The sequence below is a fragment of the Mesorhizobium sp. NPDC059054 genome (assembly GCF_042739215.1).
In the GTDB taxonomy this organism is placed as follows: domain Bacteria; phylum Pseudomonadota; class Alphaproteobacteria; order Rhizobiales; family Rhizobiaceae; genus Mesorhizobium.
This window is the reverse complement of sequence record NZ_JBHYHV010000005.1, coordinates 394,650-412,517: the sequence shown is the minus strand read 5'-3', so window position 1 is coordinate 412,517 and position 17,868 is coordinate 394,650. Positions and strand designations below refer to the sequence as shown.

Here is a 17,868-nt window from a genome sequence, read left to right as displayed (position 1 = left end):
TTTCAAATGACCAGAAAGAGTCTTTCGTGGTTGTATCAGCGCGAAAACCTCTGCCGAGCGGACATACCAGATCGTTGTTATCCCGGGAGTTTCAGGTGCCATCCATAAAGAGCCAGCCTGTTGTTGCCAGCCTCACGCGTGCCGCGATCTTTCTGGTCGTGAACGTGAACCCCGGACCGGAAAACGAAGCATCCGTGCGCGCGCTGTGCGGCGACCTGGCTTCTCTTTTGCGCGCCGTCGGCTTCCGCGACCTGGAGGGGCGCCTGTCCTGTGTCATGGCGTTTGGGTCCAGCGCGTGGGATCAGCTTTTCGGGCTGCCACGGCCGAAGGAACTGCATCCTTTCCGCGAGATCCGGGGCAAGCACCACGCGGTCTCAACGCCGGGCGATATCCTGTTTCACATCCGCGCCACGCGCATGGACCTGTGTTTCGAACTGGCGAGCCAGATCATGTCGCGGCTCGACGGCGCGGTGATCGCGGTCGATGAGGTGCACGGCTTCAATTATTTCGACGACCGCGACCTGATCGGGTTCGTCGATGGCACGGAGAACCCGGTGGACGATGCGGCGATCGACGCGGCGATCATCGGCCAGGAGGACGGCGATTTCGCCGGGGGCAGTTACGTCATCGTGCAGAAATACCTGCACGACCTGAAGAGCTGGAACACGGTTCCCGTCGAGGAACAGGAGAACATCGTCGGCCGCTACAAGCTTTCCGATATCGAGCAGCCCGACGCCGTGAAGAAACCCTATGCGCACAACGTGCTGACATCGATCACCGAGAATGGCGAGGAGCTCGAAATCGTCCGCGACAACATGCCGTTCGGCGATGTCGGCAAGGGCGAGTTCGGCACCTACTTCATCGGCTATGCGCGTTCCCCGCACAGGATCGAGCGGATGCTCGAGAACATGTTCGTCGGTTCGCCGCCCGGCAATTATGACCGGCTGCTCGATTTCAGCCGCGCGGTCACCGGTTCGCTGTTCTTCGTGCCCTCGGCATCATTCCTGGAGGATGTCGGTTCGTAGGCACTGAAAGCAAAACCGCATGGGACGGTTGCAGGAGGAGGCTCTCGATGACGAAAAAACGTCCTGAAGGCATTGCCGACTACAAGGGGCCAGCCGGTGGCTGGGGAGCGTTGAAAGCGGTCGCTCTCGCCCTCAAGGACCAGCAGGTGGTCGCGCGTGGGGCACGCGCGCTGATGAGCCAGAACAAGCCTGACGGCTTCGATTGTCCAAGCTGTGCCTGGCCCGATCCCAAACACACCGCGTCTTTCGAATTCTGCGAGAACGGCGCCAAGGCCGTTGCCTGGGAAGCGACCACCAAGACCATCGGCCCGGATTTCTTCAAGCAACACAGCGTCCGCGATCTCTGGAAGAAATCCGACTACTGGCTGGAGGATCAGGGCCGCATTACCGAGCCGCTGCGCTACAATCCCGGTACCGATCACTATGAGGCAGTCGGCTGGGACGAGGCGATCGCCGAGATCGGCACTGGGCTGAATGCACTCGACCATCCCGACCAGGCCGAGTTCTATACATCCGGCCGTGCCTCCAACGAAGCGGCGTTTCTCTACCAGTTGTTCGTCCGGCTCTACGGCACCAACAATTTTCCCGACTGCTCCAACATGTGTCACGAAGCGACTTCCGTCGGCTTGCCGAAGTCCATCGGCGTCGGCAAGGGCACGGTCAGCCTGGAGGATTTCGATCATGCCGACCTGATCCTGTCCTTCGGTCATAATCCGGGCACCAACCATCCACGCATGATGGCCGCCTTGCGGCAGGTGAAGAAGCGGGGCGCCAAGATCATCGTCTTCAACCCGCTCAGGGAACGGGCCCTGGAAAGGTTCGAGTCGCCGCAGTCGGTCGTCGAGATGGTGACGATGACATCGACCCCGATCGCCAGCACCTATTTCCAGGTCAAGGTCGGCGGCGACACCGCGGCGATCAAGGGTATCTGCAAGGCGCTGCTGGCGATGGACCAGGCGACCCAGCCGGCCGGGCTGCAGCCGATTTTCGACTACAGCTTCCTCGACGAGCATACATGGGGCTTCAATGCCTTTGCCGATGACGTGGCAACGACAAGCTGGGCGGAAATCGAGAGGGCCAGCGGCCTTTCCAGGGCAGACCTGGAGAGCGTGGCGGATGCCTATGCGAAATCGAAAGCCACCATCATCTGCTATGGCATGGGCATCACCCAGCACAGGACCGGTACCAGCAACGTCCAGCAGCTCGTCAATCTCCTGCTCCTGAAAGGCAACATCGGCAAGCCCGGCGCGGGACTCTGCCCGCTGCGCGGACACAGCAATGTCCAGGGCGATCGAACCGTCGGCATATGGGAACGTCCCGGCGAGGCCTTTCTCGATCGATTGGGGCAGGTGTTCGATTTCGAGCCGCCACGGGCGCATGGACATTCGGTCATCGATGCCATCGCGGCTATGCGTGATGGTTCCGCCAAGGCGGTGATCTGCCTGGGCGGCAACCTCGCCATCGCCTCTTCAGACCCGCAAGCCTGCGCCGAGGCATTCCGCAGCCTCGACCTTTCCGCCCACATCACCACCAAGCTCAACCGCACGCATCTGCTGGTTGGCCGCAGGAGCTTCATCCTGCCATGTCTCGGCCGCACCGATATCGATGCGCAGGCGAGCGGCCAGCAATTCGTGACGGTGGAGGATTCCATGTCGATGGTTCATGCCTCGCGCGGCTTTATCAAGCCGCCTGGCGAGAACGTCAGATCGGAACCCTGGATCGTGTCGCGGATCGCCAAGGCGACCCTGAACGGGAAAGGCGCGGTGGACTGGGACGCGATGGCCGCCGACTATGATCTGATCAGGGACAAGATCGAAGCCGTTTTCCCCGACTTCCACGACTACAATGCCAGGGTAGGGGTTCCGGGCGGGTTCAACCTGCCCAATGCGGCCGCACAGCGTGTGTGGAAGACCGATACGGGCAAGGCCAATTTCCTGGTCGCCCCCAGTCTCCAGGAAGATGTTGCAGCCACCGATCCAACGGTGTTGAACCTGACCACGCTGCGATCCCATGATCAGTTCAACACCACGGTCTATGCGCTCGATGATCGCTACCGTGGCGTCTTCGGACGCCGCGACGTGCTTTTCATCAACGCGCATGAACTGCAGCGCCTCGGTTTCGAGGAGGGTGACGTCGTCGACATCCTCACCGCGCTCGACCATGCCGGCGACCATCGCATCGTTCGCGGGCTCACGCTTGTCGAATACAACCTGCCCGACGGATGTTGTGGCGCCTACTACCCCGAAGCGCAGTCGCTCGTGGCCCTCGGTCACCACGATCCGGAAAGCCGCACACCGGCCTACAAGTCGATCCCTGTCCGCATTCGCGCGACGGAAGGGGTCCGCGAGGCTGATCTGGTTGTCGAAAAGGCAGGGGTTATGGGAAACAGGTTTCCGGGTGAAGTCCGTCGCGAATGACTTTGTACGCCTTCACGGAAGCCGGTAGCGGCTCGAATTTCCGGCAGGCTCCGCAAGCGATTTCCTGAGGAGGATATTATGGCTGAGACGTATCGCTGGTCCAATCCTGCCATGACGGCCGTGGGTCGCGCGCCGGACGATCCCAATCTGAAGTTCTCCATGGATGCGGCCGGCAACAAGCCGCCGAAGGGCAGCCTTGCCACGATGAAGCGCCCGGTCATGGACGGTCCCGGCTCCCCTGAAGGCGTGCTCTTTCGCGACGGCCAGGGAGAGGATAGCTGGCATCCGTGACGCAGAGCCGAAGATGCTGCTCCAGGCCAATGTTTTCGGGCATCTCTCCTTGTTGCCGCCTTCCTTCATTCCTAGCTTCGAACCGTCCTGGAGCGTTTCCGTTTTTCACGGAAACGCTCTACCCCCTTGTTTCTACGCAATTCCAGGAAAACCGCTGCACGCTTTTCCTGGAATTGCTCACCGCAACCAAACGGAGACACGATGCCAGGCCTCAACCCGCACGAAGCCCTGATCCACCTGATGGTGATCACCTCGGCTTCCGACCGCGACATGACCGATGTGGAGCTGGCGCGGATTGGCGACGTGGTCTCCTCATGGCCGGTCTTCGAGGACTTCAACCGCGGCAAGCTGGTAGCGATCGCACAGAAATGCCAGAAATTGCTGCATGAGAAGGATGGGCTCGACGGCGTGCTCACCAAGGCGGCCAAGGCCTTGCCGGAACGGCTCCATGACACCGCCTATGCGGCGGCCTTCGAGGTCGCCGCCGTCGATCTCGAAATGCGAATGGAAGAGGTGCGCGTGCTGCAGCTGATCCGTCGCGCGCTCGACCTCGACACGCTGACGGTCGCGGCCATCGAGCGTTCGGCCAAGGCAAGGCATCGTATGCTGACGTAGGCCTCGATGGCTTGACACAGTGGCCGCCACGGCTCAGCTTGAGTGAAGGTTGATACGACCTGCTGGTTGCACCCGCCAGGGTACGGTGAACGTATCGCGCCTCAGTGGCATTTCCTTTGCCCGAGCGACCAAGTCAGCAACGCAACCACCTGACGACCTTGGTTCGCTCATGCAAAGGACGTCTCCATGCGTGACTATCACGATGCAAAATCCATGGCCCAGACCCTGCGGGGCGCTTTGGGATCGAAGGCAATCGCCATAAGCCACGGCGAAAGCCTGGAACTGGTTTCGAAGATGCTCGGATTTTCCGACTGGAACACCCTGTCGGCCAAACTGCAGGGTGAGCGCGAGCCATCGCGCAATGGCAATACCACCGAACCGGAGGTTCCGGTCGATGAGCGCGGCCGAAAGCTGGCGGAACAGGCCGTTCCCCGGGTCGCCGTCCCCTTCGACCCCAGGCGCTTCGATGAATTCGCAGGATATTACGAGCAGCATCCCGGCATTCGGTTCAAGATTTATCGCGAGGACGGACGATATCTTTCCCAGATCACCGGCCAGGGTCCGGTGGAGATCTACCCGGAAAGCGAAACGAAATTCTTCGCCACAGTCGTCCAGGCCCAGATCAGCTTTGTGAAGGATGCCGGTGGCCGGGTGACTGAACTGATCCTCCACCAGAACGGCCTTGAGATGCCCTGGAAACGCATCGACAAGGCGGTAGCGGATCGCGCGGTTGCCGCACTCGAGGAGCGTATCAAAGACAACAGACCACAGGCCGGATCGGGGGATGCGCTACGCCGCCTCATCGACGGGATCGTGTCGGGCCATCCGAACTATGGCGAAATGGGAGACGAGTTGGCTCAAGCCACGCGCGAGCAACTGAGCGGTCTCCAGCAGCTGATCGGCACGAAGGGCGGTATCAAGTCCATTCGATTTGTCGGTGTCACCGATGCCGGCGACGACATCTTCCACGCCGAACACCAGAACCGCCTGTTCCGCTGGAGCATCGGGCTCGATGACGATGGCAAGATCGTCAGAAGCTGGGTGTCGTCCGGCGGATAATCCATGCCCGGAAACGATGGCTGGGGACATCGATCGGAGCCCGATCCAACGCTCCGATCGATCAGTAGAAGCTCACCGGGAAATAGCGCAGATAGAGTTCGGCGAAGGTGCCCTTCAGCGCGATCTGCTGCAGCGCATAGTCGAGCGCGGCGGTGAGGTCCTTGTTGTCCGGCTTGACCGCGATCGCCAGGCCGGTGCCGAGATATTCCGGCGCGAGATAAGGTCCGCCGGCGAAGCGGCAGCAGTCGGCCGCATCCGTCCCAGCCAGCCAGAAGCCGAAGCGCATGCCGTCGCCGAAGCCCGCATCGACCTTGCCGGCCTTGACGTCGGCGAACAGGGCCTCCTCGGTCGGATATGGGGCGGCCGTCACCATCGGGAAGTCGTCGCGCAGCATGCGTTCATGCGCCGAGCTTGCCACGACGCCGACGCGCTTGCCCTTGAGCTTCTCGTAGAGCGGTTCGCTCGCCGCCTTGGCCTTCGGCATGACGAAGCGTGCCGGAAACTGCAGGTAGGAGCGCGAGAATGCGTATTTCTCCCGGTTTTCCTGCGTCACTGCAACGCCGGCCATGATCGCTTCGCCTTCGTCCTTGGCCAGCGCGCCGTCGAGCTCCGCCCAGGGCAGCGCCTGGATCTGGCATTTGTCGGCAATGGCAAGCTCGGCGCAGATGGCCCGTGCGAGATCGACATGGAAGCCCGAAAGCTTTCCGGCGCTGTCCAGGAAGTTGAATGGCGGAAAATCGGTGGTGGTCAGGAAGCGCAGGCGCGGCAGTTGCGCAAGGTCCGGCTTCGGCAGCCGCTCGTTGCCGTCCCAAAGCATCGGCGGCTGCGGCTCCGCCGCGCGTGCGGCTGTGCCGCAAATCAGCGTTGCCAGAAGTGCCAGGGTCAGCCAGCGCAATGTCAAGTTGGAACTCCTGTTAAGGGCAGTAGGGGAATAGGGGTGTAAGGCAGTGGAGCGTGAGGACACAGCACATGCGCACGGTGTCCTATCCCCTGACTGCCCTAATCCCTATTTCTTCATAAACCCCAACCCTTCCCCAATGATCTTCTTGTCTTCCTTGCCGATGACATCGAGATCGCGGCCCTCGTATGGCAGGGTGAGCAGAATGCGGCGGATGACGGCGAGGCGCGCGCGGCGTTTGTCGTTGGCGCGCACGATGATCCAGGGCGCATGCTTGGAGTGCGTGCGCTTGACCATCTCGTCGCGGGCCTTGGTGTAGTCATCCCATTTGTTCAGGCCGGCGATGTCGATGGGCGAGAACTTCCAGTTCTTCAGCGGGCTGTGGCGGCGGTCATGGAACCGTGCAAGTTGCGTCTCGCGGCCGATGTCGAGCCAGATCTTGAAGAAATGGATGCCGTCATTGACGATCATCTTCTCGAAATGCGGCACCTCGTCGAGGAAGTTCTCGTGCTGCTCGGGCGTGCAGAAACCCATCACCGGCTCGACGCCGGCGCGGTTGTACCAGGAGCGGTCGAACGACACGAGCGCGCCGGCTGTCGGGAAATGGTTGACGTAGCGCTGGAAGTACCATTGTCCGGTTTCGGTTTCGGTCGGCTTGGTCAATGCCACGTTGTGGGCACTGCGCGGGTTGAGGAACTGGTGCAGCGCGAAAATCGTGCCGCCCTTGCCGGCGGCGTCGCGTCCTTCGAACAGCGCCATCACCCTGTGGCCCGTTGCCTGCAGCCACGCCTGCGCCTTCACCAGCTCGATCTGCAATTGCTCCAGCGTTTCGTCAAATTCTTCGCTCTTCAGCTTCTTGTCATACGGATAGCCGCCCGCCGACAGCTTGTTCTCTTCGATCCATACCGGCAGCTCCGGCGCATCGATGTCGAAGATGCGTTCCTTGCCGTTGACCAGGATCCTCAACGGTTCCGGGATCGGAATGCCGGCGACCGGGACGGCAGGCTTGTCTTTTTTCATCGATACGAACCTCTCCAACTTTCAAACTCATGCTATGGGGAGCCAGTAAAGGGGTCCAGCGCGAAGTTGGCACGAGAGCGTTTCCGTTTTTCACGAAAACGCCGAAACGCTCTATTCTTTGTTACGCAATTCCGGACGGAAAAACGTCACACACTTTTCCTGAAATTGCGGTAGGCCGCCCGGATGGATTGGAGTGCATATGAGCGACGTTACGGGTGAGGATCGCCGTTCCGGGACGAGCTTGCCGGCCAGGCTGTGGGAGGCGCGCTGGTATCTCCTGGCGGGTCTTGCCGCCGTGCTGGTCGCCTATGGCTTCGGGCCGGGCCGGGCCTGGGCCTTGCCGTTGGCCGTCCTGCTTCTGTTTGCAGCGCTTTTTAGCGCCAAGCCTCGCGCGGTCCGCATCGCCGAGAAGGCGGGGGAAGTGGATGCCGCGGGCCTGCAGCGCCTTTCCGGCGAATACCTTGCCGCGGCCGTCGCCGATCCGCTCATCATCTTCGACCGCAACACCACGGTCGTGCATGCCAATGCCGCCGCCTTTGTCGCTTTCGGCGGCATGTCGCCCGGCCTGTCGCTGCCGCTGAAATTCCGGGCGCCGGAGATGCAGGCGCTGCTCGACAGCGTTGTCTCGGGCAGGGTCGCCTCCGACGCGCTCGATTACCTCGAGAAGCTTCCTGTCGAGCGAGTCTACCGGGTCAGCGCCTCCTCTGTTGGCCACGGCACCGAACTGTTCGTTCTGGTCTTCAAGGACCAGAGCGAGGCACGTCGCATCGACCGCATGCGTGCCGACTTCATCGCCAATGCCAGCCACGAGCTGCGCACGCCGCTCGCCTCGATCTCAGGCTTCATCGAGACCTTGCGGGGACCGGCCCGCAACGATGCCGCCGCGCGCGAACAGTTCCTGCAGATCATGCAGAACCAGACCAGCCGCATGGCTCGGCTGATCGACGATCTGCTGTCGTTGTCGCGGCTGGAGATGAAACCCTATCTCAAATCAGGCGCGCGGGTCGACTTGCGCCAGACGCTGGAGAGCGTCATCGATTCCCTCAGCCCCCTGGCCCGCGACAGCAACCTCGTCGTCGAGCGCGATTTCGCCGAAGGACCGCTCGATGTTCCGGGCGACCGTGACGAGCTGTTCCAGGTGTTCGAGAACCTTTTGGAGAACGCCTGCAAATATGGCCAGGCCGGCGGCCGCGTCGCGGTGAGCGTGGCACGCAGCCAAGCTGGCCCCGAGCCGACTGTCGATGTCACCATCCGGGATTTCGGCCCCGGCATCGCGGAGGAACATATTCCCCGCATCACCGAGCGCTTCTACCGTGTCGATGTCGAGACCAGCCGCGCTCAGAAGGGAACCGGCCTCGGTCTTTCCATTGTCAAGCACATCCTGACCCGCCATCACGCGCGCATGTCGATCCGTTCGGAACTGGGAAACGGGGCTGCATTCACTGTTCATTTGCCAGCAAACTAGATTTCGGCGGAAACGCATATTATGTCTAGGAAAAGCGTTTCGTCTTACTGTCACATGGCTGGCGTATCAGCAGTCAATTGACATGCGAATCGCCGCATGATTCCAGAAGGCCGCGCCCATGCAGTCCGTGCACATTGTCAGCGCTTATGACGAGGAACTGAAGTTCCTGGCCAAGCGTATTGCCGCCATGGGCGGTCACGCGGAGCGTATGGTCGAACAGGCGGTGGCGGCCCTCGTCAGCGCCGACCAGGATCTGGCCCAGAAGGTGATCCGCGACGACATCGTGCTCGACGAAGGCCAGCGCGAGATCGACGACAAGGCCATCCTCATCATTGCGCGGCGCCAGCCGATGGCAACCGACCTGCGCGAGATCGTCGGCGCCATCCGCATCTCCGCCGATCTGGAACGGGTCGGTGATCTCGGCAAGAACGTCGCCAAGCGGGTGATGTCGGTAACGGATGGCCGCGAGGCCACCAGCCTCTATCGCGGGCTGGAGGCGCTGGCCAATCTCGCTTTGATCCAGCTCAAGGATGTGCTCGACGTCTACGCCTCGCGCTCGGTCGAAAAGATCGGCATCGTGCGCGACCGCGACGAACAGATCGATGCCATGTACACCTCGCTGTTCCGCGAGCTCCTCACCTACATGATGGAGGATCCGCGCAACATCACCTCCTGCACGCATCTCCTGTTCTGCGCCAAGAACATCGAGCGCATCGGCGACCACGCCACCAACATTGCCGAGACCATCTATTACATCGTCACCGGCGACCAGTTGCCGGCCGAGCGCCCGAAGGAAGACAAGACGGATCGGGTGGTGGTGCAGCAGGCCGAGGTAGCGAAATAGCGAATAGTGAGTAGGGGAATGAGGCGGTACGTCTCTTTCACTATTCACTATTCACTATTCACTACTCGCTCTTGCGTCGCCGCCAAGCGAGGTTCACTCTGCGTTGCAGAGTGAGGTTCCTCGGGAGGCGACGATGGACCAGACCCGCGATTTCACGCCGGGGCCGCAGGATTCGCGGATCGTTGCCTCGAGTGTCTACGTCGCCGGGCGGCGTGTGGCCGATATCCCGATCGAGGAAGCCGGTGAATGGTCACGCAAGAAGGATCACGTCGTCTGGATCGGCCTGCTTGAGCCCGACCGCGGATTGCTCCGGCGCGTGCAGGCGCAGTTCAACCTGCATGATCTTGCCATCGAGGATGCCGAGCATCCGCATCAGCGGCCGAAGCTCGAGCAATATGGCGACGCCCTGTTCATCGTCGCCCGTACGGCGCAACTGGTGGAAAGGCGCGTCAGTTTCGGCGAGACGCATCTGTTCGTCGGGCGAGGATATCTCGTCAGCGTCCGGCATGGACCCTCGACCTCCTACTCAACCGTGCGGCAGCACTGGGAAAGCTGTCCGACGTCGCTGGCCAAAGGCGAGGATTTCGTCCTCTATGCCATCCTCGATTTCATCGTCGATAATTACTTCCCTGTGCTGGAGCAGATCGAGGACGAGGTCGAGGAGATCGAAGACGGCGTGCTGGTCAAGCCGATGGATGCCAAGGCGATCGAACGCCTCTACATGCTGCGCCGCGATCTCCTGCGCCTGCGCAATGCAGCGCTGCCTTTGGTGGAAGTCTGCCGCCGGCTGACCAGTTCCGAATTGTCGCAGATCGATGCCGACATGCACCCGCTGTTCCGCGATGTGACCGATCACATCCGCACCGTGCAGGAAAAGATCGATTCCTTGCGCGAGGTGCTGGCCTTCGCCTTCGAAGCCAGCCTTTTGGTCGGTCAGAGCCAGGAAACGGCGATCTCGAAGAAACTCGCCTCCTGGGCCGCCATCCTGGCGGTGCCGACGGCCTTCGCCGGCATTTACGGCATGAACTTCACCGACATGCCGGAACTGAGGATGGAATATGGCTACCCGACGGTGCTGGCGGCCATCGCCGGCATCTGCGTGTTCCTTTACTGGCGTTTCCGCCAGAACGGGTGGCTGTGAGGGAGAGGGTAGCGAAATAGCGAATAGCGAGTAGTGAGTAGCGAATAGAAAGAGGGAAGATAAGGTCTGCTGCCCTATCTTCCCTCTTTCTATTCGCTACTCACTATTCGCTAAATTTCAGCGCAGCCGCCGCCGTTCCGAAGCCGGCTGGAAGGCGATGCGGGAGTGATAGGTGCAATAGGGTCCGCTCTCGCCGGCGTCGTTGCCGCAGAAGTGGAATTCTTCCGTCAGCGGATCACCGTTCGGCCACTTGCAGGTGCGCTCGGTGAGTTCGGTGAGTTGCAGGCGCCGCGAGATCGGCACCACCACGTTTTCGACCGGACGCAGATAATGCCGCGCCACCGGCTCGGCGTCGAACTGCACCTGCAGCGCGGTCGCGCCGACCGAGGCGGTGACATGGCGATGCGTGCTGGCGGCAGTGCGTGTCGTCGACTTCGCAACCGATGCGCCGCCGCTGCTGGTCGCCGCCTTTTTCTGGCGCGCCGGTGCCGCCGTCGTGCGGCCGCGACCGGACAGCTTCAGCCGGTGTACCTTGCCAATGACCGCATTGCGGCTCACTCCGCCGAGCTGGGCTGCGATCTGGCTGGCGCTCAGACCCTCCGACCACAGCTTCCTCAAGAGTTCTACTCGCTCGTCAGTCCAGTTCATAAGACCGCGCTCCTTTGAACCGTCCGGTGTTTTCGGAATCCAAAACCGTTCCGGCTCGCGCCGGGCGGGCACCACATATGTTGGGTGATTGGATCCGCCGTACGAAATCTAGCTATTTCTCACTCAACAATTACCGATGCGCTGACTCGGTGACAAGAGTCCCGGCTGCAACACGAATCGGATTTCGCAGTTTTCCCCAACTTGGCTGCGCCCCAACTTGTCTGGGCACGGAACAGGTTGGGCCAGGCAAGGCTCTAAAAGAGCTTTTCGTTGACTTCATGGCCGAAAAACACGATAAGCTGCGAACAGCCGCCGCTTGGGCGGCTTTTATTTTTTCGGTTCCGGAGCAGCATATAATGAGCGGTTCGGCGCTTTACGAGACCTTTGCTCGTGCACCCCTGGCTTTCGAGCGAGGAGAGGGGTCCTGGCTGGTTACGGAAAAGGGCGAGCGATACCTCGATTTTGCTGCCGGCATTGCCGTCAATTCGCTGGGCCACGGCCATCCGCATCTGGTTGCCGCGCTGAAGGACCAGGCTGAAAAGCTCTGGCACGTTTCCAATCTCTATGAGATTCCGGGACAGCGGCGCCTGGGCGAGCGGCTGGTCGAAGCGACCTTTGCCGACAAGGTGTTCTTCACCAATTCGGGCGCCGAAGCCCTGGAGTGCGCGATCAAGACGGCGCGTCGCTACCAGTTCGTCACCGGCCATCCCGAGCGCTTCCGCGTCATCACCTTCGAGGGCGCCTTCCACGGACGCACGCTGGCGACGATCGCTGCCGGCGGCCAGTATAAATATCTGGAAGGCTTCGGCCCCAAGGTCGATGGTTTCGACCAGGTGCCATTCGACGACATCGACGCCGCCGAAAAGGCGATCACGCCGGAGACCGCTGCGATCCTGCTGGAGCCGCTGCAGGGCGAGGGCGGCATCCGCTCCTTCCCGCTGCAGTCGCTGAAGCGGCTGCGCCAGCTCTGCGACAAGCACGGCCTGCTGTTGATCTTCGACGAGGTCCAGTGCGGCATCGGCCGCACCGGCAAGCTGTTCGCGCATGAATGGGCCGGTGTCACGCCGGACCTGATGGCTATCGCCAAGGGCATCGGCGGCGGCTTCCCGATGGGCGCATGCCTGGCAACCGACGAGGCCGCGCGCGGCATGACCGCCGGTGTGCATGGCACCACCTTCGGCGGCAATCCGCTCGCCATGGCCGTCGGCAACGCCGTGCTCGACGTCGTGCTGGAAGAGGGTTTCCTGGAGGACGTCAACCGCAAGGCGCTGCTGTTCAAGCAAGGTCTCGCGGCGGTTGCCGACGAATTTCCCGATGTCATCGAAGGCATTCGCGGCGACGGCCTGATGCTCGGCATCAAATGCGTCATGCCCAACGGCACGGTCAACGGCGCCCTGCGCGACCAGCATCTGCTGGCTGTGCCGGCCGGCGACAATGTCATCCGCCTGCTGCCGCCGCTCACTGTCACCGACGCCGACATCCAGGAAGGCCTGAAACGCCTGCGCAGTGCTGCGAAAGGCCTGTCGGAAGCCGTTGCGGCCGCGGCGAAGTAGACGACATGATGAGCGTTCGTCACTTCACCGATCTGTCCACCGTTTCCGCAACCGACCTGCGCGCCATGCTGGATGACGCGGCTGCGCGCAAGGCGCGCCTCAAGGCCGGCGAGCGCTCCAAGCCGCTCGACGGCAAGGTGCTGGCGATGATCTTCGACAAGCCGTCGACGCGCACGCGCATCTCCTTCGATGTCGGCATGCGCCAGCTCGGCGGCGAGACGATCATGCTCACCGGCACCGAGATGCAGCTCGGCCGTTCGGAATCCATCGCCGACACCGCCAAGGTGCTGTCGCGCTATGTCGACGCGATCATGATCCGCACCACGGCGCACAACCGGCTGCTGGAACTGACCGAGAATGCCACGGTCCCGGTCATCAACGGCCTGACCGACGACACCCATCCGTGCCAGTTGATGGCCGACATCCTGACCTTCGAGGAACATCGTGGGCCGGTGGCCGGCAAGACCTTCGCCTGGACCGGCGACGGCAACAATGTGCTGCATTCATTGATCGAAGCCTCGGCGCGCTTCTCGTTCAACCTGAACGTCGCCGTGCCCGAGGGCAGCGAGCCGGAACGGAAATTCGTCGACTGGGCCAAGGGCCATGGCGGCAAGATCCGTTTCACCCGCGCGGCCGAGGAAGCGGTCGACCAGGCCGACTGCATTGTCACCGACACCTGGGTTTCGATGGGCCAGGAGCATCGTGCCCGCGGGCACAACGTGTTCGTGCCCTATCAGGTCAATGCCGCACTGATGGCGAAGGCCAAGCCTGACGCCCTGTTCATGCACTGCCTGCCGGCGCATCGCGGTGAGGAAGTGACCGACGAGGTGATCGACGGCCCGCACTCCGTGGTGTTCGACGAGGCCGAGAACCGTCTGCATGCGCAGAAGGCGGTCCTGGCCTGGTGCCTCGGCGCTTGATACCAAAGCAGGCTCCGCAAAAGTGTCTCACGGTTTTGCGGTCAGGGCCTGCGACTTGATACCAAAGCAGGCCCCGCAAAAGTGTCTCACGGTTTTGCGGTCAGGGCCTGCGACTTGATACCAAAGCAGGCCCCGCAAAAGTGTCTCACGGTTTTGCGGTTAGGGCCTGCGACTTGATACAACGCGGCGTGATGCCTATCTCCCCGGCATCACGCAAATCATTGGCGTTGGAAGGCATGCCCGGAAAGGCGGTTATGCCGCGCCGGGAGACTTTGTCATGTTGGATACGACGCAAGTGACTGAACACGGAACCAGACTTGGTGAATTCGGCCATGCCGGCGACGACCATGTCGTGCCGTTCGAGGTTGGTCCGCTCGACGTGCGCGGCCGCGCCGTGCAGCTCGGCCCGATGCTCGACGCCATCCTGTCGCGCCACGACTACCCAGAGCCCGTTGCCCGTCTGCTGGCGGAAGCCTGCGTCGTCACGGTGCTGCTCGGCACGTCGCTGAAGTTCGAAGGCAAGTTCATCCTGCAGACCCGCACCGACGGGCCGGTGGACATGCTGGTTGCCGACTTCTCGACGCCGAATGCGCTGCGCGCCTATGCCCGTTTCGATGCCGACAAGCTGGCGGCGGCGACCGCTGCGGGCGACGTGACGGCCGAAACCCTCCTGGGTTCCGGTGTGCTTGCGCTCACCATCGACCAGGGCGCCTACACGCAGCGCTACCAGGGCATCGTCCAGCTCGACAACACCTCGCTGGAAGAGGCCGCGCGCACCTATTTCAGGCAGTCGGAGCAGATCCCGACCGACCTCAGGCTGACCGTGGCCCAGCTTGTGCTGCCGGGCGGACGCAAGCAATGGCGCGCCGGCGGCCTGCTTGCACAGTTCCTGCCCGAGGCGCCGGAGCGCATGCGCGTGGCCGACCTTCCGGGCGGCGATGGCGATGTAGCCGAAGTCGTGCTGGATCCGACCGACAATTCCTGGCAGGAATTGCTGGCGCTGCTGGCAACCGTCGAGCCGGCCGAGCTGATCGACCCGACGGTCGGCACCGAGCGGCTGCTCTATCGCCTGTTCCACGAGCATGGCGTGCGCGTGTTCGACGATATCCATGTCGCCGACCGCTGCTCCTGCTCGCCGGACAAGATCCGTGGCATCCTGGACGGTTTCACTGCCGAGGAAATCAAGGACAGCACCGAAGAAGGGCGCATTCGCGTCGATTGTGAATTCTGCTCGACGCGCTACGAGTTCGACCCGGCCGATTTCGTGGCTGTCGAATAAAGACATCGGCCCCTGCTGCTCGAAGCCGGTGCAGACTGACTGATGAAAAAGGCGACCCTCGAGGGTCGCCTTTTTTGTTGGCAGCTCGTTATCGGGCCGCGATCACACCGGCGATCAGGCCGGTGGCGATACCGACCAGCAGATAGTCGTTGCCGGCGCGGACCCAATGCTGGCCGGGTCCCGGACGACGCAAGCCATAGCGGCTGTAATCCTTCATGCCCTTCGCGCTGCGCCAGCTGTCGTAACGCTGGCCATTTTTCCAACGCTTCTTGACCACCACCTGCTTCGTGACGACCTTTTTCTTGACGATGACGCGTTCGTTGACGACGCGGCGTTCCTTTCGGATCGGCTCCCGGTACTGCGCTGAAATCACGTTCGAGTCCGGGACGCTGGGAACGGCGATCGGCGCGGCAAAGCCCTGCAGGCTCGATGCGGCGAGCATCGAAATCGCCAGGCCGGAGAGAATAAGACGTTTCATCTGTGTAGCTCCTCATGTGTTCGCACAAAGAGGATTAGGTCCCGAAAGATGAACCAAAACTGAATGGCACATTACAATTATGTAACAAATTCAATCTGTTATATTATCAGTGTCGAATGGGTGAGATGCGCCAGCCTGATGGCTTTCCGCGCTGGCCGGGGACAGCGCGGAAAGCGGACGCATCAGCGTCCATCCCTCACATGTGGTCGCGCGGGATGCGCGCGCTGCGTTCGCGTTCGAACACCATGCTCCCCTCATGAAGGGCCTGCATATGCTCGGAGATGATCCACTCCGTTTCCGTGCAGGAGAGTTTCATGACGCTGCGGGTCGTGGTTTCCCAACCTTCGCGGGCAAGAATGCACACCGAGGTGATCTCGGCGGCCATCGACAGCGGGTCTCCCGGCATGATCGACCAGACCTGTTCGGTGATGTCGCGTGCGCTCAGGCCATTGCCGGGATGACGGTTGAGGCCGGTGTCCTCGCTGACCTTGTAGCGGGTGATGCCGTTCAGCATATCGCGCTCCACGACGCGGCCGGCCGATCCTCCCTCAAGCGTCTCATAACGCGGCAGCGGATCGGGATTGGCCGGTTCGGCCAAGTCGATGCGGCGATGCTCGCCGAGCAGCGGCAGCTTCACCTCGATCGACGCAAGGTCGATATCCAACGTCGTGTCATGCGGCGGCGGCAGGATCATCGGCCAATAGGCGCTGGACAGCGACAGCCGGATGCGGTGCCCCGGTCCGAAGCGATAGCCGCAGGCGTCGAGCACCAGCTCCACCTCGACCGTCTTGCCGGGCTCCAGCGCCTTCGGTTCGGCGTTGCCGTCGCGATGCGCGAGGTTGAGCACGCCGAACGAGACGCGGGTGGCGCTGCCGTCGGCATGCACATCCACCAGTCGCGCGGCAAGGTTGGCGAGCGTGGCGTCGCTGGAGAGGCGAAGCTTCAGCACGGGCTGGCCGAGGATGACGCATTCCTCCGCCAGGATCTCGGTTTCGAAGGTCAGCGAGCCGGCGTCGTCGAGGCGCTGGTCGCCCGGCATTTCCGTATCCGGCTTCAGCGTGAAGAACTCGCCAGCCGCCGTTCCGGTGTCCAGCGGTGAACGGAGCAGGGTTTTGCCACCGGCGCGCTCTGCCGGATCGCGTTCCAGCCGGCCGCCGGAGCCGACCGCCAGGACTATGGTTTCGGGGTCGCTCCACGCATCCTTGGCGATCCAGTAGCCTGGATCCGCCTCGCGCCAGCGCGCCGGACGGGGACCGTCGAGGATATAGGCGCGCACCTGCGGCACCGCCTCGGCGCCATTCTTCTCGTCGCACAGCCAGCGGCGCCACCAGGCGATCGCCTCGGCGTGGAAATCGGCACGCGGTTTCGGATAGGCGAAATGCGGATATTTGTGCACCCACGGGCCGACCAGTGCCTTGGCCTTGCCGGGCATGCCGGCCACCGCTTTCAGCGGCGTGTTGCGGTAGCCGTCGGCCCAACCGGCAATCACCAGTGCGGGCACCGGGAAACCGTCGAAATCCTCGCCGATGGAGCCGTGCCGCCAGAAATCGTCGCGGCGTTGGTGCGACAGCCATTCCTCCATGAAGAACGGCTCCTGCTCCAGCCGCTCCAGCCACATGGCGCGCCAGCGATCGCCGACGATCTCCGGATCCGGCGAGCGCGACTGGTAGGCGCTCATCGTCGCCGCCCAGGACAGCTGCGCCGACAGGTGCGTGCCGTTCTTGTAGTGGATGTCGTCATTGTAGCGATCGACCGTGGAAGCGATGGAGATCACCGCCTTCAGCGCCGGCGGCTTCAGCGCCGCCACCTGCAGGCAGTTGAAGCCGCCCCAGGAAATGCCCATCATGCCGACATTGCCGTTCGACCAAGGCTGTGCCGTGATCCATTCGATCACTTCGATGGCGTCGGAAAGCTCGCGCGGCGTGTATTCGCCGTCGATCACGCCGTCGGATTCGCCGCTGCCGCGGATATCGACGCGCACGCCGGCGATCCCTGCGGCGGCGAACACCGGATAGGTGGATTCATCGCGCGGCGCGGTGCCATTGCGCTTGCGGTAGGGAAGGAACTCCAGAACCGTGGGCGCCGGCGCCTTGCCCGCATCATCCGGCATCCAGATGCGCGCTGCGAGCCGCGTGCCGTCCTTGAGCACGATCCATTCGTTCTCGATGACATGAAAGTTTGTGTTCGTCATGAAATCCAACCATGAAAGTGCCGG

At 62.4% G+C, this 17,868-nt stretch carries 16 protein-coding genes; 11 read left to right on the top strand and 5 right to left on the bottom strand.

Annotated elements, in window-relative coordinates:
• Positions 1 to 95 precede the first annotated feature (95 nt).
• From ACFWXH_RS22910 to ACFWXH_RS22890, 5 genes are all read left to right on the top strand, one after another.
• Positions 96 to 1,025, top strand: coding sequence for a Dyp-type peroxidase (locus tag ACFWXH_RS22910; RefSeq protein ID WP_379123631.1), 930 nt, complete (start codon positions 96 to 98; stop codon positions 1,023 to 1,025).
• Positions 1,026 to 1,072: 47 nt separating this feature from the next.
• Positions 1,073 to 3,442: an FdhF/YdeP family oxidoreductase gene (locus ACFWXH_RS22905; protein ID WP_379123630.1), complete on the top strand. Its 2,370-nt coding sequence runs from the start codon at positions 1,073 to 1,075 to the stop codon at positions 3,440 to 3,442.
• A 78-nt stretch (positions 3,443 to 3,520) separates the two neighbouring features.
• Positions 3,521 to 3,733 carry a hypothetical protein gene (locus tag ACFWXH_RS22900; protein WP_379123629.1) on the top strand — a complete coding sequence of 71 codons (213 nt, stop codon included), beginning with the start codon at positions 3,521 to 3,523 and terminating at the stop codon, positions 3,731 to 3,733.
• 201 nt (positions 3,734 to 3,934) lie between these two features.
• Positions 3,935 to 4,348 carry a tellurite resistance TerB family protein gene (locus ACFWXH_RS22895; RefSeq protein WP_379123628.1) on the top strand — a complete coding sequence of 138 codons (414 nt, stop codon included), beginning with the start codon at positions 3,935 to 3,937 and terminating at the stop codon, positions 4,346 to 4,348.
• 186 nt (positions 4,349 to 4,534) lie between these two features.
• Positions 4,535 to 5,407, top strand: a complete 873-nt coding sequence (locus tag ACFWXH_RS22890; protein WP_379123627.1) for a glyoxalase superfamily protein — start codon at positions 4,535 to 4,537, stop codon at positions 5,405 to 5,407.
• A gap of 61 nt (positions 5,408 to 5,468) precedes the next feature.
• On the opposite strand, the gene ACFWXH_RS22885 is transcribed toward ACFWXH_RS22890, so the two are convergent.
• Entirely contained in the window at positions 5,469 to 6,224 is a 756-nt protein-coding gene (locus ACFWXH_RS22885; protein WP_379123829.1) for a transporter substrate-binding domain-containing protein, read from the bottom strand.
• 189 nt (positions 6,225 to 6,413) lie between these two features.
• Entirely contained in the window at positions 6,414 to 7,325 is a 912-nt protein-coding gene (gene ppk2, locus ACFWXH_RS22880) for a polyphosphate kinase 2 (RefSeq protein ID WP_379123626.1), read from the bottom strand.
• A 199-nt stretch (positions 7,326 to 7,524) separates the two neighbouring features.
• On the opposite strand from ppk2, the gene ACFWXH_RS22875 reads away from it, so the two are divergent.
• The 3 genes from ACFWXH_RS22875 to ACFWXH_RS22865 all read left to right on the top strand — a co-directional run bounded on the left by ACFWXH_RS22875 (position 7,525) and on the right by ACFWXH_RS22865 (position 10,775).
• A complete protein-coding gene (locus tag ACFWXH_RS22875) occupies positions 7,525 to 8,790 on the top strand; it encodes an ATP-binding protein (RefSeq protein WP_379123625.1) in 1,266 nt (421 codons plus the stop codon).
• Between the two features lie 118 nt (positions 8,791 to 8,908).
• Entirely contained in the window at positions 8,909 to 9,634 is a 726-nt protein-coding gene (gene phoU, locus ACFWXH_RS22870; protein WP_379123624.1) for a phosphate signaling complex protein PhoU, read from the top strand.
• A 133-nt stretch (positions 9,635 to 9,767) separates the two neighbouring features.
• Complete coding sequence (locus ACFWXH_RS22865) at positions 9,768 to 10,775, top strand: magnesium and cobalt transport protein CorA (RefSeq protein ID WP_379123623.1); 1,008 nt, start codon at positions 9,768 to 9,770, stop codon at positions 10,773 to 10,775.
• Positions 10,776 to 10,892: 117 nt separating this feature from the next.
• Here the strand turns inward: ACFWXH_RS22865 and ACFWXH_RS22860 are convergent, their stop codons facing one another.
• Positions 10,893 to 11,423: a GcrA family cell cycle regulator gene (locus ACFWXH_RS22860; protein ID WP_054308672.1), complete on the bottom strand. Its 531-nt coding sequence runs from the start codon at positions 11,421 to 11,423 to the stop codon at positions 10,893 to 10,895.
• Between the two features lie 356 nt (positions 11,424 to 11,779).
• Here ACFWXH_RS22860 and ACFWXH_RS22855 point away from each other — a divergent pair, with 356 nt between their 5' ends.
• The 3 genes from ACFWXH_RS22855 to ACFWXH_RS22845 all read left to right on the top strand — a co-directional run bounded on the left by ACFWXH_RS22855 (position 11,780) and on the right by ACFWXH_RS22845 (position 15,175).
• Positions 11,780 to 12,976: an aspartate aminotransferase family protein gene (locus ACFWXH_RS22855; protein WP_379123622.1), complete on the top strand. Its 1,197-nt coding sequence runs from the start codon at positions 11,780 to 11,782 to the stop codon at positions 12,974 to 12,976.
• A gap of 8 nt (positions 12,977 to 12,984) precedes the next feature.
• Positions 12,985 to 13,896 (top strand): ornithine carbamoyltransferase, encoded by a 912-nt coding sequence (gene argF / locus ACFWXH_RS22850; RefSeq protein ID WP_379123828.1) that lies wholly within the window; start codon positions 12,985 to 12,987, stop codon positions 13,894 to 13,896.
• 277 nt (positions 13,897 to 14,173) lie between these two features.
• The gene (locus ACFWXH_RS22845) at positions 14,174 to 15,175 is read left to right on the top strand and encodes an Hsp33 family molecular chaperone (protein ID WP_379123621.1); all 1,002 of its coding nucleotides are present in this window, start codon (positions 14,174 to 14,176) and stop codon (positions 15,173 to 15,175) included.
• An 88-nt stretch (positions 15,176 to 15,263) separates the two neighbouring features.
• On the opposite strand, the gene ACFWXH_RS22840 is transcribed toward ACFWXH_RS22845, so the two are convergent.
• Positions 15,264 to 15,653 (bottom strand): RcnB family protein, encoded by a 390-nt coding sequence (locus ACFWXH_RS22840; RefSeq protein WP_379123620.1) that lies wholly within the window; start codon positions 15,651 to 15,653, stop codon positions 15,264 to 15,266.
• Positions 15,654 to 15,849: 196 nt separating this feature from the next.
• Entirely contained in the window at positions 15,850 to 17,844 is a 1,995-nt protein-coding gene (locus ACFWXH_RS22835) for a CocE/NonD family hydrolase (RefSeq protein WP_379123619.1), read from the bottom strand.
• Positions 17,845 to 17,868 lie beyond the last annotated feature (24 nt).

Excerpts from the sequence above, each read along its gene's own strand:
- phoU (WP_379123624.1), top strand. The coding sequence starts at position 8,909 with ATGCAGTCCGTGCACATTGTCAGCGCTTATGACGAGGAACTGAAGTTC.
- ACFWXH_RS22885 (WP_379123829.1), bottom strand. The coding sequence starts at position 6,224 with ATGCTTTGGGACGGCAACGAGCGGCTGCCGAAGCCGGACCTTGCGCAA.
- ACFWXH_RS22845 (WP_379123621.1), top strand. The coding sequence starts at position 14,174 with ATGTTGGATACGACGCAAGTGACTGAACACGGAACCAGACTTGGTGAA.
- argF (WP_379123828.1), top strand. The coding sequence starts at position 12,985 with ATGAGCGTTCGTCACTTCACCGATCTGTCCACCGTTTCCGCAACCGAC.
- ACFWXH_RS22840 (WP_379123620.1), bottom strand. The coding sequence starts at position 15,653 with ATGAAACGTCTTATTCTCTCCGGCCTGGCGATTTCGATGCTCGCCGCA.
- ppk2 (WP_379123626.1), bottom strand. The coding sequence starts at position 7,325 with ATGAAAAAAGACAAGCCTGCCGTCCCGGTCGCCGGCATTCCGATCCCG.
- ACFWXH_RS22890 (WP_379123627.1), top strand. The coding sequence starts at position 4,535 with ATGCGTGACTATCACGATGCAAAATCCATGGCCCAGACCCTGCGGGGC.
- ACFWXH_RS22875 (WP_379123625.1), top strand. The coding sequence starts at position 7,525 with ATGAGCGACGTTACGGGTGAGGATCGCCGTTCCGGGACGAGCTTGCCG.
- ACFWXH_RS22860 (WP_054308672.1), bottom strand. The coding sequence starts at position 11,423 with ATGAACTGGACTGACGAGCGAGTAGAACTCTTGAGGAAGCTGTGGTCG.
- ACFWXH_RS22835 (WP_379123619.1), bottom strand. The coding sequence starts at position 17,844 with ATGACGAACACAAACTTTCATGTCATCGAGAACGAATGGATCGTGCTC.
- ACFWXH_RS22900 (WP_379123629.1), top strand. The coding sequence starts at position 3,521 with ATGGCTGAGACGTATCGCTGGTCCAATCCTGCCATGACGGCCGTGGGT.
- ACFWXH_RS22855 (WP_379123622.1), top strand. The coding sequence starts at position 11,780 with ATGAGCGGTTCGGCGCTTTACGAGACCTTTGCTCGTGCACCCCTGGCT.
- ACFWXH_RS22895 (WP_379123628.1), top strand. The coding sequence starts at position 3,935 with ATGCCAGGCCTCAACCCGCACGAAGCCCTGATCCACCTGATGGTGATC.
- ACFWXH_RS22865 (WP_379123623.1), top strand. The coding sequence starts at position 9,768 with ATGGACCAGACCCGCGATTTCACGCCGGGGCCGCAGGATTCGCGGATC.
- ACFWXH_RS22905 (WP_379123630.1), top strand. The coding sequence starts at position 1,073 with ATGACGAAAAAACGTCCTGAAGGCATTGCCGACTACAAGGGGCCAGCC.